The following is a 15018-nucleotide window of genomic DNA, read 5'->3' as shown; positions in this document are numbered from 1 at the left end:
ACATGGTGAAAACATTACAAGAACTTACCCGTCCGAATATCTGGCGTCTGAAGCCTTATTCTTCAGCACGTGATGAATATAATGGTGCTGCGGCATCCGTTTTTCTCGATGCAAACGAGAATCCTTATAACATGCCGCACAACCGTTATCCCGACCCCATGCAGCGGGAGTTAAAGACAGAATTGTCTAAAATTAAAAAGGTGAGTCCCGATTCCATCTTCTTAGGGAATGGCAGTGATGAAGCTATCGATTTGGTGTTCCGTGCTTTTTGTGAACCCCGTGTGGATAATGTAGTGGCCATCGACCCTACCTACGGCATGTATCAAGTCTGTGCTGACGTTAATGATGTGGAGTACCGTAAAGTGCTGCTCGATGAGGATTTCCAGTTCTCTGCCGACAAGCTTCTGGCTGCTGCGGATGAGCATACCAAACTGATTTTTATCTGCTCTCCCAACAATCCTACCGGCAATGACCTGCTCCGTAGCGAAATTGAAACGCTGATTCGCCGGTTTGATGGGTTAGTGATACTGGACGAGGCATACAATGACTTCTCCGAGGCACCTTCCTTCCTTGAAAATTTGAATCAATATCCGAATCTCATTGTACTGCAAACCTTTTCCAAAGCATGGGGATGTGCTGCCATCCGTCTGGGTATGGCATTTGCCTCACCGGATATTATCGGCATCCTCAGTAAGATAAAATATCCCTATAACGTGAACCTGCTGACACAGAAGCAGGCAGTGGAAATGCTTCACCGCTATTATGAAATAGAACGTTGGGTAAAGACACTGAAAGAAGAACGGGAGAATCTGGAAGCCGAGTTCGCCGCACTGCCATGTACGGTGAAGATGTTCCCTTCCCATGCCAATTTCTTCCTAGCTCGTGTGACGGATGCCGTGAAGATTTACAATTATCTGGTAGGCAAGGGTATCATTGTCCGCAACCGTAATTCCGTGTCACTCTGCGGAAATTGCCTGCGAGTGACGGTAGGAACGAGAGGGGAGAATGAAAAATTGATTGAAGCGCTGAAGGAATATATGTAGAAGGAGTTAAAGGGAGTTAGAGGCCGATACTGCTGTTTTATACAAGTAATGCTTATGCAAAGAACTATCGGCCTCTAACTCCTTCTAACTCCCGATAACTCCCTTTATTCCCTCAAAAAAATATCCTTTAAAATGAAGAAACTACTTTTTATAGACCGTGACGGGACTTTAGTCATTGAGCCGCCCATTGATTATCAGCTGGACTCCCTGGAGAAGCTGGAGTTCTATCCGAAAGTGATGCGCAATCTTGGCTTCATCCGCAGCAAGCTGGATTTTGATTTTGTAATGGTGACCAATCAGGATGGGCTCGGCACAACTTCCTTTCCGGAAGAGACCTTTTGGCCGGCACACAACCTGATGATGAAGACATTGGAAGGCGAAGGCATCACCTTCGACGACATCTGCATAGACCGCAGCATGCCCGACGACAATGCACCGACTCGCAAGCCGCGTACCGGAATGCTTACCAAATACCTCGATAACCCGGACTACGATTTGTCCCACAGTTTCGTCATTGGCGACCGGCCTACGGATGTGGAACTGGCAAAGAATCTGGGCTGCCGCGCCATTCTTCTGCAAGATGACACGGCGTCATTGAAACCCGTTTCCGAAGGTGGCGGTGCCGCTTGTGACGGACTTGAAGATTACTGCGCCCTCGCCACCAGGGATTGGGATAAGGTTGCCGAATTCCTCTTTGCCGGTGAGCGTACGGCGGAAGTACGTCGCACTACCAAGGAGACAGATATATACGTATCCTTGAATCTGGATGGTGACGGGCATTGTGACATCGCGACCGGACTGGGCTTCTTCGACCACATGTTGGAACAGATAGGCAAGCACGGCGGCATGGACCTCACCATCCGTGTGAAAGGTGACCTTGAAGTGGACGAGCATCACACCATCGAAGATACCGCCCTTGCTCTGGGCGACTGCCTTTATCAGGCCTTAGGAAGCAAGCGGGGCATTGAACGCTATGGCTATGCCCTTCCTATGGACGATTGTCTTTGCCAAGTGTGCCTTGACTTTGGCGGACGTCCGTGGCTGGTATGGGATGCCGAGTTCAAGCGCGAGAAGGTAGGAGATATGCCGACGGAAATGTTCCTGCATTTCTTCAAGTCCTTGAGCGATGCTGCCCGGATGAATCTTAATGTAAAAGCCGAAGGACAGAACGAACATCATAAGATAGAGGGCATCTTCAAGGCGTTGGCACGTGCGCTGAAGATGGCGGTGAAGAGGGATATTTATCACTTTGAACTGCCAAGCTCGAAAGGAGTGTTGTAGAATCGTGCAGACAACTGCTGCAAAGTTACTGCATACCTTTTGCAGTGCTGCTGCAAAGCAGTTGCAGTGACGCTGCAAGGCTTTTGCAGAGCCACTGCAGATGTATTGCAGAGCTACTGCAGATGTATTGCAGAGCTACTGCAGATGTATTGCAGAGTTTTGCAGTTGTATATCTCTGATTAATAGATAAGTAGTGTTATGTCACATTTAGCCCCTTTGATAGCTGATTTAGCTCTGATATTGATTTGTGCGGGGATTATGACCCTGCTTTTTAAGAAATTGAAGCAACCGCTGGTGTTAGGATATGTAGTCGCAGGATTCCTTGCCAGCCCTCACATGGCCTATACACCGTCGGTGATGGACACGGCTAATATACAGACCTGGGCGGATATAGGCGTTATCTTCCTGCTGTTTGCACTGGGATTGGAATTCAGCTTCAAGAAGATTGTGAAGGTGGGAGGCGCGGCGATTATTGCTGCGTGTACCATCATCTTTTGTATGATATTGTTGGGAGTGGCGGTAGGTACCGGGTTCGGCTGGCAACGGATGGACTGTATCTTCCTGGGCGGTATGATTGCCATGTCGTCCACTACCATTATCTATAAGGCGTTTGATGATTTGGGGATGCGCAAGAAACAGTTCACGGGGCTGGTGCTCAGTGTGCTTATCCTGGAGGATATTCTTGCCATCGTATTGATGGTGATGCTCTCCACGATGGCAGTCAGCCATAACTTCGAGGGTACGGAGATGCTGGGGAGCATTGCCAAACTGCTGTTCTTCCTGATACTTTGGTTCGTGGTGGGTATTTACCTCATCCCCGGATTGCTGAAGCGGTGCCGGAAGCTGATGAGCGAGGAAACCTTGCTGATAGTCTCTCTCGGACTCTGTTTCGGCATGGTGGTGATGGCTGCACATACGGGGTTCTCGGCTGCTTTCGGTGCCTTCATCATGGGTTCCATTCTTGCCGAAACGGTAGAGGCAGAGAGCATAGAACGGCTGGTGAAGCCGGTCAAGGACTTGTTTGGCGCCATCTTCTTCGTATCGGTCGGCATGATGGTAGACCCAGCCATGATTGTGGAGTATGCGGGACCTATTGTCGTGATTACTTTAGCGGTTATCCTCGGGCAATCCCTTTTCGGGACGCTGGGTGTGCTGCTGGCGGGGCAACCGCTAAAGACAGCCATGCAGTGCGGTTTCAGCTTGACGCAAATCGGTGAGTTTGCCTTTATCATAGCTTCGCTGGGCGTGTCGCTGCATGTCACCAGCCATTTCTTATATCCTATTGTGGTGGCGGTGTCTGTCATCACCACTTTCCTCACTCCTTATATGATTCGTTTGGCAGACCCCGCTTCCAATCTTGTGGATACGCATTTGCCGGAAAAATGGAGAAAGTTCTTGACCCGTTATGCTTCAGGTTCGCAGACGATGAACCATGAAAGTCTGTGGAAGAAACTGATATTTGCACTAGTCAGGATTACGGTGGTGTATTCCATCATTTGCGTGGCGGTGATAGCTTTGGCGTTCCGTTTTCTGGTGCCTTTCGTGCACGACAGTCTGCCCGGGGTATGGGGCTCTTTGTTGGCTGCCTTTATCATCATTCTGTGTATAGCTCCGTTTCTGCGTGCTATCATGATTAAAAAGAATCATTCGGAGGAGTTCGTGACTTTATGGAAAGATAACCGTGGAAACCGGGCGCCGTTGGTGGCTACCATTGTACTGCGTCTGCTGCTGGGTGTTTCGTTTGTCATGTTCGTTATAGCCGGTTTGTTCAAGATGTCCGTCGGTCTGGTGTTTGGAGTGGCGGTGCTGCTGGTGACCCTGATGATACTCTCCCGCCAGTTGAAGAAGCAGTCCATCATGATAGAGAGGACATTCTTCCAGAATCTGCGGTACCGCGACATGCGTGCCGAGTATATGGGAGAGAAGAAACCGGAGTATGCGGGACGTCTGCTGTCGCGCGACCTGCACCTGACGGATTTTGAAATCCCCGGCGAGTCGGCATGGGTGGGCAGGACATTGGCGGAGCTGAATTTTGGAAAGAAATACGGTATCCATGTGGTCTCTATCCTTCGGGGCAAGAAACGGATTAATATTCCCGGAGCGTCTGTCCGCCTTTTCCCGCAGGACAAGATACAAGTAATTGCCACGGATGAGGAATTGAACATCTTCGGCCAGGAGATGGATAAGGTGTCTGCCATGAATGCGGATGTGATAGAGAAGAGTGAGATGATTCTACGCCAGTTCTGTGTGGACGGGCAGTCTCCTTTCCTGAACAAGACCCTGAAGGAAGCAGGGATACGCGAGAAGTATCACTGCCTGATTGCCGGTGTGGAGCGGGGAGGGGAGACCCTGCATGCTCCCGACCCGCATGAACCTTTTGTAGAAGGCGATGTGGTATGGGTTGTAGGCGAGAGTGCCGATGTGTACGAATTAGTCAGTCAGAAAGGCGAAGGTTTCGACATGGAGGTGTGACAAAACAAAAGGCATCTTACTTCTTGATAGTTTTTAGGCACACCTTCATAGTCGTTAATCAGAGCTTGTTCAGTATTTTGTCCATCACCCAGTTTGTGAGAGTGGCGCTTTCGCCGTCACAGCTGCAGACGGACTTGCCCAGCAGGTGGTCTACCACTGCCTGTATAAGCGGTTGCTGGACGTAGGTGGGGTTTTCGACGATGATTTCTTCACGTCCTCTTTCCGTATGCAGCGCAATGGGGTCATAGGTGAATACGGAGAAACAAATCATGCCTTTGTCTCCAATGATTTCTATACGGTCTTCGCGGGCGGATTCGTGGGCGACAAAGCACCAGGAGCCGCTGCCCACCAGTCCGCTGTCAAACTGGAAACATGCGCTTAGAGTGTCCTCGGCAGGATATAGTCCGCCACGGTTGCTCTTGTAGCCGCTGGCTTCGAGGATGCATCCGAAGATTTCCTGCAGCAAGTCTATCTGGTGGGGCGCAAGGTCATAGAAGTATCCTCCGCCGGCAATGTCCGGTTGCACGCGCCACGGTAGGTTTTCCTTGTTATGGTCGAGGTCGCGGGGAGGCTGGGCGAAGCGGATTTGAATGTTGATGACATTGCCAATATGTCCCTCCTCTACCAGTGACTTTACCTTCAGGAAGTAGGGCAGATAGCGGCGGTAATACGCGACAAAACATGGAACACCCGTTTCTTGGGAAATGCGGTTGATGCGGCAGCACTCTTCGTAGGTAACGGCCATCGGCTTCTCTATGTAGACCGGTTTACCTGCCTTCATGGACATGATGGCGTACGTAGCATGTGAAGAAGGAGGAGTGGCAATGTACACGGCGTTCACCTCTTCGTCGTCAATCAGCTCCTGGGCATCGTCGTACCATTTAGGAATCCCTCTTTCCTTGGCGTAGGTCTTGGCCTTGTCACCATTTCGGCTCATGACGGCCACTACTTCGGAGTTCTCTATTTTCTGGAATGCCGGTCCGCTTTTGTATTTGGTCACTTCTCCGCAACCGATGAATCCCCATTTAATTATTCTCTCGCTCATAATCTTTCCCTTATTTTTACTCTTCCTCAAAATCGAATTCAAAGTCGAAATCATCCAGAAATTCCGGTTCTGTAAATTCTTCCAGACTCCGGCGGTCTTTTTTCGTTGGCCGTCCGGTACCTTTGGCACGGTTGACGAAACCGCTGACACGGCTCATCTCCAGCAGTTCATACTGTTCCGGAGTCGTTACATTCTCCATCATTTCGGCCACTAACTTTGCGCCGACACGCTTTTCGATGGGCTGCAGAACTTTGAAGGAATAGGTGACGGGGGGCTTGCGCACCTGGATGACGTCTCCCGGTTTCACCGTACGGGCAGCCTTTGCCAGTGCGCCATTGATGCTGATGCGTCCTTTTTTGCAGGCTTCGGCGGCTATGGTACGTGTCTTGAAGATGCGTACGGCCCACATCCATTTGTCAATTCTGGCTTCGTTCATTTCTTGTTATATTGATTCATGGTGATATCTATTCCCGCCAGACAGAAACTTTTGATGATTTCTCCGGCTGTTTCCAATCTCTCGCCCATTGTTTTCCAATCTTCATCGGTAAAATGTCCCAGCACATAGTCAATCTGTCCACCACGGGGAAAATCATTGCCGATGCCGAAACGCAGGCGTGCATAATTCTGAGTGCCCAGTGTTGCTGCAATATGCTTAAGGCCGTTATGTCCCGCATCGCTTCCTTTACCTTTCAAGCGCAGTGTGCCGAAAGGCAGTGCCAGGTCATCTACCACTACCAACACATTCTCCAATGGAATGTTTTCTTTTTGCATCCAGTAGCGCACGGCGTTGCCGCTGAGATTCATAAAGGTGGAAGGCTTCAGCAGTAACAGTTGGCGTCCCTTGACTGACAGCGTTGTGGTGAAGCCATAACGTCCGTCGGTAAAAGTGGCACCCGCTGCTTTTGCCAGAGCATCTACTGCCATGAATCCGATGTTATGGCGGGTTTCGTGATATTCGGGGCCGATATTGCCCAATCCTACAATTAAATATTTCATAGTCTGTGCTTCCTGTTTATGAGGGTGTTAAAACTAGTATTCACCACAGATTACACAGATTTGCACAGATAGACATCTTTGATTATCGGTACATTAAATTCATTCTGTGTTAATCTGTGTAATCTGTGGTGAATTATACACTCTCGTGAGCCGTAAAAAGAACGCGGATTATCGCAACTTTCCGCGGAAATCAGTATGAAATCTGCGTTGGCTGCGTTAATCCGCGTTCCCGAATATTTAGTCTTTCTTGAAAAGAATCGATTAGTTGCCTGCAGCAGCAGCGGCACCTCTTGCAGCACGAGTCAGCTTAACGGCGCATACAACAGCTTCTTTGGCATTCAGCAATTCCAATCCTTCGTATTGCAATTCGCCAACTTTAACAGTCTTACCAAGTCCCAAGTGGGCAACGTTGATAATCAGTCTTTCAGGAATTACGTTATACAAAGCTCTTACTTTCAGCTTACGCATCTGGAGTACCAGCTTACCACCGGCCTTAACACCTTCTGCCAAACCTTCCATCTGTACCGGAACTTCCATAACGATAGGCTTAGCCTCGTCAATTTGATAGAAGTCAACGTGCAGGATAGTATCCTTTACGGGGTGGAATTGGATATCTTTCATGATAGCGTTTACTTTCTTGCCATCAATCACCAAGTCAACTACGTAGATGTGCGGAGTGTAAACCAAGTTACGCAGACCCTCTGCAGGTACAGTGAAGTGAACATTTTCACCTGCACCATAAAGTACGCAAGGTACACCGTTGTTTTTACGAATAGCTTTCAAAGCTCTTGCTTGTTCCGAAGAACGTTCTGCAATAGTTCTTGCAGTTCCTTTTACTTCAATTGATTTCATTTTAAAAATTTTTGTGTTACTCTAAATTAAGTAAATTTTTTGCTTAATTCACCATCACACGATGTGGCTTGCCACACGATGTTGCAAAAAAGCGGTGCAAAAGTACAGCTTCTTTTTGAATTATCAAAAGGTTATAACTTAAAATTCAATGTCTATCTTGATTTCTCCTTCCAATGAAGACGCTTTTTCCTCTTTCGGCAGTTCTTCTTTTCCCGTTTCGGGACTTTCAGCCTCTTCGTCAGTGGTATGTCTTGTATAGCAGCCTTGCTGTTCCTGGATGAAGCCGATGGCTTGCTGAAGTCCGTTCATGAACTTTTCAAAATCCTCTTTGTATAGAAAGATTTTGTGCTTTTCGAAACTTACCTGCGAGTCGTCTCCTTCGCCCATCACAATCTTCTTGCTTTCCGTGATGGCGAGAAACATTTCGTCTTTTCTGTTTTTCTTGACGTCTAAATAGTAGATGCGCTTACCTGCTTTGATGGATTGGGAGAATACAATCTCCTTGTCGTTCATGTCCGCTGCGTTTTTCTTCTTAAAGTCTTCCATATTATAATAGGTCTCAATTTTGATATTATCACCTTAAAACTTGTATCTCGTAGCTTTTAGCTCTTTATCGGGCTCAAAATTGACGATTTTTTTTAAACTGTCAAAAGAAAAAGACCGGATAATCAATATCTGCATTAAAAAATGTGATTTATTTATGTAAACTCATTAAAAATGCCTACTTTTGCGCCTTGTTAAAACACTAGTATTTACTTTAGAATTATGATCAACAGAGTTCTTATTCGTCTTAAGATTATACAGATTGTATATGCTTATTATCAGAATGGCAGTAAAAATTTAGACTCAGCGGAGAAAGAATTGTTCTTTAGCCTTTCAAAGGCATACGACCTCTACAACTACCTGCTGATGCTGATGATAGCTTTGACGAACTACGCACAAAAACGTATTGATGCGGCAAAAGCTAAGCTGGCTCCCACTGCCGAGGAGCTGTATCCCAACATGAAATTTGTGGAAAACAAGTTCATAGCCCAGTTGGAAGTGAACAAACAATTGACGGAATTCATTGCCAACCAAAAGCGCACGTGGGCCAATGATGAAGACTTTGTCAAGGGATTGTATGAGAAAATTGTGGAATCAGATATATATAAGGAATATATGGCTTCTTCGGACAATTCTTACGAATACGACCGTGAATTGTGGAGAAAGCTGTATAAGACTTTTGTCTTCAACAACGAAGCCTTGGACAATGTGCTCGAAGACCAGAGCCTCTACTGGAATGACGACAAGGAGATTGTGGATACTTTCGTACTGAAAACCATCAAGCGCTTTGAAGAGAAGAATGGTGCCAATCAGGAACTTCTACCAGAGTTCAAGGATGAGGAAGACCAGGAATTTGCACGCCGTTTGTTCCGCCGTGCCATCTTGAACTGTGACTATTACCGTCACCTCATCAGCGAGAATACGCGTAATTGGGACTTGGACCGTGTAGCCTTTATGGACGTTGTTATCATGCAGTGTGCCTTGGCCGAAATATTAAGTTTCCCGAACATTCCGGTGAGTGTTTCGTTGAACGAATATGTCGATATTGCCAAAGTTTACAGCACGGCCAAAAGTGGCAGCTTCGTGAACGGTACATTGGATGGAATAGTTAATCAATTAAAAAAAGAAGGTAAGTTAACGAAAAACTAATACCTTTGTTTAATAATAGAAACCAAAACTGAGTATTTATGAACTTAATGACTGTATTCTTCCTGCAGGCTCCTGCTGCAGGCCCTGCCGGTGGTGGTAGCATGATGTGGATTATGCTGATAGCCATGTTCGTTATCATGTATTTCTTTATGATTCGTCCTCAAAACAAGAAGCAAAAGGAAATAGCAAACTTCCGTAAGTCGCTTCAAGTGAATCAGAAAGTAATCACAGCTGGTGGTATCCATGGTGTTATCAAGGAAATCAACGACAATGATGTGGTGCTTGAAATCGCTTCTAACGTTAAGATTCGTATAGACAAGAATTCTATTTTTGCTGCAGCTGCTGATGCGAACAGCAGTCAGGCATCTAAATAATAGAAATGTGAGCCTATGTTTGAACGTAGGAACATACAACGTACATATCTGAAGATATCAAGAGAAGTGAAGGACTTTCTGCTTAGCGATAAAAGCAGGGAGTTCTTCATTTTTTTGTTTTTTTTCTTTGTAGCCGGTGGCTTCTGGCTCTTGCAGACCTTGAACAACGACTATGAGGCGGACTTTTCTATACCGGTGCGGCTGAAGGGAGTGCCCAATAATGTGGTGATTACCTCTGAACCTGCTTCAGAACTCCGTATCAAGGTAAAGGATAAGGGAACGGTACTGCTCAACTATATGTTGGGAAAGAGCTTTTATCCCGTTATTCTCGATTATGCCGATTATAAGGGCGTGGATAATCAAGTAAGGATATATCCCTCGCAGTTTGAAAAGAAAGTGCTGAACCAGCTGAATGCCTCTACCCGCCTGCTTTCCATGAAGCCGGATACATTGGAGTACATCTATTCGACGGGAGCCTCCAAACTGGTGCCGGTGAAGCTGCGCGGCACGCTGAGTGCCGGACGTGAGTATTATCTTTCGGATACGATATTCAGTCCCGATTCCGTATTGGTGTATGCGCCGCAAGGCGTGCTGGATACGATTGCTGTTGCCTATACGCAACCGGTGAAGCTGGAAGATATATCGGATACCTTGAGGCAGCAAGTCCCCCTGCGTATCCAGAAAGGTGTGAAGTTTGTGCCTTCTTCCATTGAGATGATGCTTCCGGTGGATATTTATACGGAAAAGACAGTGGAGGTGCCGTTGCGTGGCGTTAACTTTCCTGCCGACAAGGTGCTGCGCGCTTTCCCTTCCAAGGTGCAGGTCACGTTTCAGGTTGGTCTGAGTCATTTCAGGCAGATTAACGCTGATGATTTTCATATTTACGTGTCCTATGAGGAACTGCTCCGTCTGGGTTCCGACAAGTATACGGTAAAGATTAAGAATCTGCCGAAAGGGGTGAGCCAGGTACGCTTCAATCCGGCACAAGTGGATTTTCTGATAGAGCAAGTTTCTCCTGATTATGGCGATTAAGATAGGTATAACCGGTGGTATCGGTAGTGGAAAGAGTATGGTATCCCGGCTGTTGGAAGTGCTGGGTGTTCCCGTCTATATCTCGGACTTGGAAACGAAAAGGCTGATGGCATCCGATTCATTGATCCGCGAGGAATTGTCAGCTTTGCTTGGTGCGGAAGTGTATGCCGGTGGCACGCTGAACAAGCCTTTGTTGGCGTCTTATCTTTTCGGTAGTCCGGAGCATGCCAAAGAAATCAACTGTATTGTGCATCCTCGTGTAAAGGAGGATTTCAGGCGGTGGACACAATGCCGCACCGCTTTTCCCATTGTCGGTATAGAATCGGCCATTCTGGTCGAAGCGGGGTTTGCGGGTGAAGTGGATGCTATTGTTATGGTCTATGCGCCCGAAGAGGTGCGCATTTTACGTGCCGTCCGGCGGGATGCTTCCTCGCGCGAATTGATAGAAAAGCGTATCCGTAGCCAGATGAATGACGAAGAAAAGCGTAAATATGCAGATTTTGTCATTGTAAATGATGGCGAAACCCCATTGATTCCGCAAGTTTTAGAGCTAATCGGTTCGCTATCTGAAAAAATGCACTATCTGTTACGCAAATAGGCATCTCCTTAACAATAAAAATAAGCAAGCTTATTTTGTATTGTCTTCGGCTTACATTATCTTTGCCCCCCGAAAAAAATAACTACTAATCATCAAAACAGAATATATTATGTTGAAGACTATTTTGTCCATTTCCGGTAAACCGGGATTGTATAAGCTTGTTTCTCAGGGAAAAAATATGTTGATTGTAGAGTCGCTTGCAGACAAGAAGCGTTTCCCTGCCTATGGTAATGAGAAGATTATTTCTTTGGGCGATATCGCCATGTATACAGATACGGAAGATGTTCCTTTGAAGGAAGTGTTTCTTTCCATGAAGAAAAAGGAAAATGGTGCTGCCGTAGTGCTGGATTTGAAGAAAGCTACTGCTGACGACTTGCGTGCTTACCTGGCAGAGGTATTGCCTACCTTCGATCGCGACCGCGTATATCCGTCCGACATCAAGAAATTGATTGTTTGGTATAATTTGCTGGTGGCAAGCGGTATGACGGATTTTGAAGAAACTCCTGCGGCAGAAACGAAGGAGGAAAGCAAGGCCGAGTAATCGGAGAAGGATTGAAATACAAAATAAAAGAGGCGATTCTCAATAGTCGGGAATCGCCTCTTTTATTGGGGGATACGGATTGCTTTTAATTTCTGAAAACCAGTCCGTCGTCAGTGGTATTGGCATCCACTGTAATAGGCTTGCTGCGGTCTACTTCCTGAGCCAGCAGCTTCTTCGACAAGTCGTTCAGCAAATAGTGCTGGATGGCACGTTTCACCGGACGGGCGCCGAATTCAGGGTCATACCCTGCATTGGCAAGGAAGTCTATGGCGGCATTTGTCAGAACAAGTTCCACGCCGTTACCGGAAAGCATCTTCTGCACACTCTTGATTTGGAGCATTACAATCTGTTTGATTTCGGGCTCTGTCAGTGGCAAGAACATGATGGTTTCGTCGATACGGTTCAAGAATTCCGGGCGGATGGTCTTTTTCAGCATATTCATCACTTCCTTCTTGGTTTCCTCTACGATTTGCTCCTTATTGCTACTGTTGAGCTTCTCCATCTGGCTTTGGATATAGCCGCTGCCCATGTTGGAGGTCATGATGATAATCGTATTCTTGAAGTTGACCGTACGTCCTTTATTGTCTGTCAGACGTCCGTCATCCAGCACTTGCAGCAAGATGTTGAATACGTCCGGATGCGCTTTTTCGATTTCGTCGAACAGGACGACAGAATACGGTTTCCGCCTTACGGCTTCTGTCAGTTGTCCGCCTTCATCGTAGCCCACATATCCCGGAGGCGCTCCTACCAGACGGGAAACGCTGTGTTTCTCCTGATACTCGCTCATGTCGATACGGGTCATCATCGTCTCGTCGTCAAAGAGGAACTCCGCCAGTGCCTTTGCCAATTCCGTCTTACCTACACCGGTGGTTCCCAGGAAAAGGAATGAGCCGATAGGACGTTTCGGGTCTTGCAGTCCGGCACGGCTGCGGCGTACGGCATCGGATACGGCCTCGATGGCTTCGTCCTGCCCGATAACCCGCTGGTGCAGTTCCGCTTCCAGATGCAACAGTTTGTCCTTTTCGCTTTGCAGCATCTTGCTTACCGGTATGCCGGTCCAGCGGGATACTACGTCGGCAATGTCTTCAGCGTCCACTTCCTCTTTAATCATGGCCTTGTCGCCCTGCATTTCGTGCAGTTTTTGCTGCGTTTCTTCAATCTCCTGATTCAGCGCTTGCAATTTGCCGTAACGGATTTCGGCCACCCGGCCATAGTCGCCTTCCCGTTCCGCCTTGTCGGCCTCGAACTTCAGGTTCTCTATTTCCACCTTATTCTGCTGGATTTTGTTGACAAGGGTCTTTTCACTTTGCCATTTCGCCTTGTACGAGTTTTCCTGCTCCTTCAGCTCGGCAAGTTCTTTGCCGATTTGTTCCAGCTTGGGCTTGTCGTTTTCGCGCTTGATGGCCTCGCGTTCAATCTCCAGCTGCTTTATCTTACGCGAGATTTCGTCCAGCTCTTCCGGAACGGAATCGACTTCCATACGTAGCTTGGCAGCGGCTTCGTCCATCAAGTCGATAGCCTTGTCCGGTAAGAAACGGTCGGTGATGTAGCGGTTGCTCAACTCTACGGCGGCGATGATGGCATCGTCTTTAATCCGTACATGGTGATGGTTCTCATAACGTTCCTTCAGACCACGCAGAATGGAAATGGTACTCAGCGTGTCCGGTTCGTTCACCATGACAATCTGGAAACGGCGTTCCAACGCTTTGTCTTTTTCGAAATACTTCTGATATTCATCGAGGGTAGTGGCCCCGATGCTCCTCAGTTCACCGCGTGCCAGGGCGGGTTTCAAGATGTTGGCGGCATCCATGGCGCCTTCGCCCTTGCCGGCACCCACCAGGGTATGAATTTCATCAATGAAGAGGATGATGTCTCCTTCCGACTTCTTCACTTCGTTGATAACGGCCTTCAGGCGTTCTTCAAATTCGCCTTTGTATTTGGCGCCCGCCACCAGTGCACCCATATCCAGGGAGTAGACTTGTTTGTTCTTCAAGTTCTCGGGGACGTCTCCACGCAAGATACGGTGGGCAAGTCCCTCTACGATGGCCGTTTTACCGGTACCCGGTTCACCGATAAGAATCGGGTTGTTCTTGGTACGCCGACTCAGAATCTGCAGGACACGCCGTATCTCTTCGTCACGGCCGATGACGGGATCCAGTTTGCCGCTGCGGGCTGCTTCGTTCAGATTGATGGCATACTTTTCCAATGACTGGTAAGTGTCTTCGCTGGATTGTGAAGTTACTTTTTCTCCTTTTCGCAGTTCGTTGATGGCTTCCCGCAGTTCGCGTTCCGTCATCCCGGCATCTTTCAGAATGGTGGATGCAGTGCTTTTCACATTCAGCAAAGCCAGCAGTACCGGTTCCAGGGAGACGAATTCATCACCCATTTCCTTGGAATATTGGGTGGCCTTCTGGAACACTTCGTTCGTTTCACGGCTCAGGTATGGCTCTCCGCCGGATACCTTGGGCAGAGAATCAATTTGCTTGTCCAGTACAAGTGCTATCTGCTGACCGTTCATGCCCAGCTTCTGGAAGATGAAGTTGGTGACATTTTCACCTACTTTCATCACGCTTTGAAGCACATGCACGGGCTCGATGGCTTGCTGTCCACGGCTTTGTACCAGGTTCACAGCCTCCTGCACTGCTTCTTGCGCTTTAATGGTAAAGTTGTTAAAGTTCATATTTTGTTCTCCTTTCTATTTTATCAGTTTCATAACACTTGGGAAGGCGCAAAAGATTTGCCATTGGCACATTTCGGACAAATTGTCTGCATATAAAATATGTAAAATGACAAATTGTCTGTAAATCAGTCGTTTTGTTTCTTTCTACTTCTTTAGATAAGAAGTTGGAGCAAAGTTCCTTTTCGTATTAAACTCTATTGGTTAAAGAGAAGGGCAAATAAGGATGTCATGCATGAGATGTGCATCTCATGTAGTACGAGGTGTACATCTCATGTAGTACGAGATGCACATCTCATGTAGTGAGGGCCTATATGTTTTAGTAGCTAAGTCTTCGTGTTCCAGCTCCAAGGTTCCCGTGTTGCGGAGGAAGGATATTCTCTTTCCGCTTCGGAGATATAGATTAATTGTTTGG

Annotated in this window: 14 protein-coding genes; 8 read left to right on the top strand and 6 right to left on the bottom strand. The window is 47.4% G+C overall.

The window, feature by feature from the left end; translation table 11 throughout:
- Window positions 1-2: 2 nt before the first annotated feature.
- The 3 genes from hisC (at window position 3) to DWZ67_RS00690 (ending at window position 4796) form a co-directional block, all read left to right on the top strand.
- Entirely contained in the window at window positions 3-1043 is a 1041-nt protein-coding gene (gene hisC, locus DWZ67_RS00700) for a histidinol-phosphate transaminase (protein WP_117887677.1), read from the top strand.
- A 132-nt stretch (window positions 1044-1175) separates the two neighbouring features.
- Window positions 1176-2324, top strand: coding sequence for a bifunctional histidinol-phosphatase/imidazoleglycerol-phosphate dehydratase HisB (gene hisB / locus DWZ67_RS00695; protein WP_009038117.1), 1149 nt, complete (start codon window positions 1176-1178; stop codon window positions 2322-2324).
- A 198-nt stretch (window positions 2325-2522) separates the two neighbouring features.
- Entirely contained in the window at window positions 2523-4796 is a 2274-nt protein-coding gene (locus DWZ67_RS00690; RefSeq protein ID WP_057089554.1) for a cation:proton antiporter, read from the top strand.
- A 58-nt stretch (window positions 4797-4854) separates the two neighbouring features.
- Here DWZ67_RS00690 and DWZ67_RS00685 read toward each other — a convergent pair whose 3' ends face one another.
- The 5 genes from DWZ67_RS00685 to DWZ67_RS00665 form a co-directional block, all read right to left on the bottom strand.
- Window positions 4855-5841 carry a Gfo/Idh/MocA family protein gene (locus DWZ67_RS00685; RefSeq protein WP_057089553.1) on the bottom strand — a complete coding sequence of 329 codons (987 nt, stop codon included), beginning with the start codon at window positions 5839-5841 and terminating at the stop codon, window positions 4855-4857.
- Window positions 5842-5857: 16 nt separating this feature from the next.
- Window positions 5858-6277, bottom strand: a complete 420-nt coding sequence (locus DWZ67_RS00680; protein ID WP_005831803.1) for an RNA-binding S4 domain-containing protein — start codon at window positions 6275-6277, stop codon at window positions 5858-5860.
- Window positions 6274-6837 (bottom strand): aminoacyl-tRNA hydrolase, encoded by a 564-nt coding sequence (gene pth / locus DWZ67_RS00675; RefSeq protein WP_022401979.1) that lies wholly within the window; start codon window positions 6835-6837, stop codon window positions 6274-6276. The genes DWZ67_RS00680 and pth overlap by 4 nt, the downstream gene beginning before the upstream one ends.
- A 261-nt stretch (window positions 6838-7098) precedes the next feature.
- On the bottom strand, window positions 7099-7689 hold the full coding sequence (locus DWZ67_RS00670; protein ID WP_005831799.1) for a 50S ribosomal protein L25/general stress protein Ctc: 591 nt from the start codon (window positions 7687-7689) through the stop codon (window positions 7099-7101).
- Window positions 7690-7827: 138 nt separating this feature from the next.
- The gene (locus tag DWZ67_RS00665; protein ID WP_005831798.1) at window positions 7828-8235 is read right to left on the bottom strand and encodes a PUR family DNA/RNA-binding protein; all 408 of its coding nucleotides are present in this window, start codon (window positions 8233-8235) and stop codon (window positions 7828-7830) included.
- 219 nt (window positions 8236-8454) lie between these two features.
- Between DWZ67_RS00665 and nusB the strand changes: the two genes are divergently transcribed.
- From nusB to DWZ67_RS00640, 5 genes are all read left to right on the top strand, one after another.
- Entirely contained in the window at window positions 8455-9381 is a 927-nt protein-coding gene (gene nusB / locus DWZ67_RS00660) for a transcription antitermination factor NusB (RefSeq protein ID WP_005831796.1), read from the top strand.
- Window positions 9382-9419: 38 nt separating this feature from the next.
- Window positions 9420-9755, top strand: a complete 336-nt coding sequence (yajC, locus tag DWZ67_RS00655) for a preprotein translocase subunit YajC (protein ID WP_005831794.1) — start codon at window positions 9420-9422, stop codon at window positions 9753-9755.
- A 15-nt stretch (window positions 9756-9770) separates the two neighbouring features.
- A complete protein-coding gene (locus tag DWZ67_RS00650; protein WP_005831792.1) occupies window positions 9771-10787 on the top strand; it encodes a YbbR-like domain-containing protein in 1017 nt (338 codons plus the stop codon).
- On the top strand, window positions 10777-11385 hold the full coding sequence (gene coaE, locus DWZ67_RS00645) for a dephospho-CoA kinase (RefSeq protein ID WP_044469102.1): 609 nt from the start codon (window positions 10777-10779) through the stop codon (window positions 11383-11385). Before DWZ67_RS00650 ends, coaE begins: the two co-directional genes overlap by 11 nt.
- 109 nt (window positions 11386-11494) lie before the next feature.
- Complete coding sequence (locus DWZ67_RS00640) at window positions 11495-11926, top strand: DUF5606 domain-containing protein (protein ID WP_005832700.1); 432 nt, start codon at window positions 11495-11497, stop codon at window positions 11924-11926.
- Window positions 11927-12011: 85 nt separating this feature from the next.
- On the opposite strand, the gene clpB is transcribed toward DWZ67_RS00640, so the two are convergent.
- Entirely contained in the window at window positions 12012-14606 is a 2595-nt protein-coding gene (gene clpB / locus DWZ67_RS00635; RefSeq protein WP_120137960.1) for an ATP-dependent chaperone ClpB, read from the bottom strand.
- Window positions 14607-15018 lie beyond the last annotated feature (412 nt).

The organism is Bacteroides sp. AF34-31BH, from assembly GCF_003602795.1.
In the GTDB taxonomy this organism is placed as follows: domain Bacteria; phylum Bacteroidota; class Bacteroidia; order Bacteroidales; family Bacteroidaceae; genus Bacteroides; species Bacteroides uniformis.
Note: the sequence above shows the minus strand (reverse complement) of the source record. Positions and strands in the feature narration are given on the sequence as shown.

Bases quoted from the DNA above. Each gene is read 5' to 3' on its own strand.
- hisC (WP_117887677.1), top strand. From the start codon at position 3: ATGGTGAAAACATTACAAGAACTTACCCGTCCGAATATCTGGCGTCTG.
- hisB (WP_009038117.1), top strand. From the start codon at position 1,176: ATGAAGAAACTACTTTTTATAGACCGTGACGGGACTTTAGTCATTGAG.
- DWZ67_RS00690 (WP_057089554.1), top strand. From the start codon at position 2,523: ATGTCACATTTAGCCCCTTTGATAGCTGATTTAGCTCTGATATTGATT.
- DWZ67_RS00685 (WP_057089553.1), bottom strand. From the start codon at position 5,841: ATGAGCGAGAGAATAATTAAATGGGGATTCATCGGTTGCGGAGAAGTG.
- DWZ67_RS00680 (WP_005831803.1), bottom strand. From the start codon at position 6,277: ATGAACGAAGCCAGAATTGACAAATGGATGTGGGCCGTACGCATCTTC.
- pth (WP_022401979.1), bottom strand. From the start codon at position 6,837: ATGAAATATTTAATTGTAGGATTGGGCAATATCGGCCCCGAATATCAC.
- DWZ67_RS00670 (WP_005831799.1), bottom strand. From the start codon at position 7,689: ATGAAATCAATTGAAGTAAAAGGAACTGCAAGAACTATTGCAGAACGT.
- DWZ67_RS00665 (WP_005831798.1), bottom strand. From the start codon at position 8,235: ATGGAAGACTTTAAGAAGAAAAACGCAGCGGACATGAACGACAAGGAG.
- nusB (WP_005831796.1), top strand. From the start codon at position 8,455: ATGATCAACAGAGTTCTTATTCGTCTTAAGATTATACAGATTGTATAT.
- yajC (WP_005831794.1), top strand. From the start codon at position 9,420: ATGAACTTAATGACTGTATTCTTCCTGCAGGCTCCTGCTGCAGGCCCT.
- DWZ67_RS00650 (WP_005831792.1), top strand. From the start codon at position 9,771: ATGTTTGAACGTAGGAACATACAACGTACATATCTGAAGATATCAAGA.
- coaE (WP_044469102.1), top strand. From the start codon at position 10,777: ATGGCGATTAAGATAGGTATAACCGGTGGTATCGGTAGTGGAAAGAGT.
- DWZ67_RS00640 (WP_005832700.1), top strand. From the start codon at position 11,495: ATGTTGAAGACTATTTTGTCCATTTCCGGTAAACCGGGATTGTATAAG.
- clpB (WP_120137960.1), bottom strand. From the start codon at position 14,606: ATGAACTTTAACAACTTTACCATTAAAGCGCAAGAAGCAGTGCAGGAG.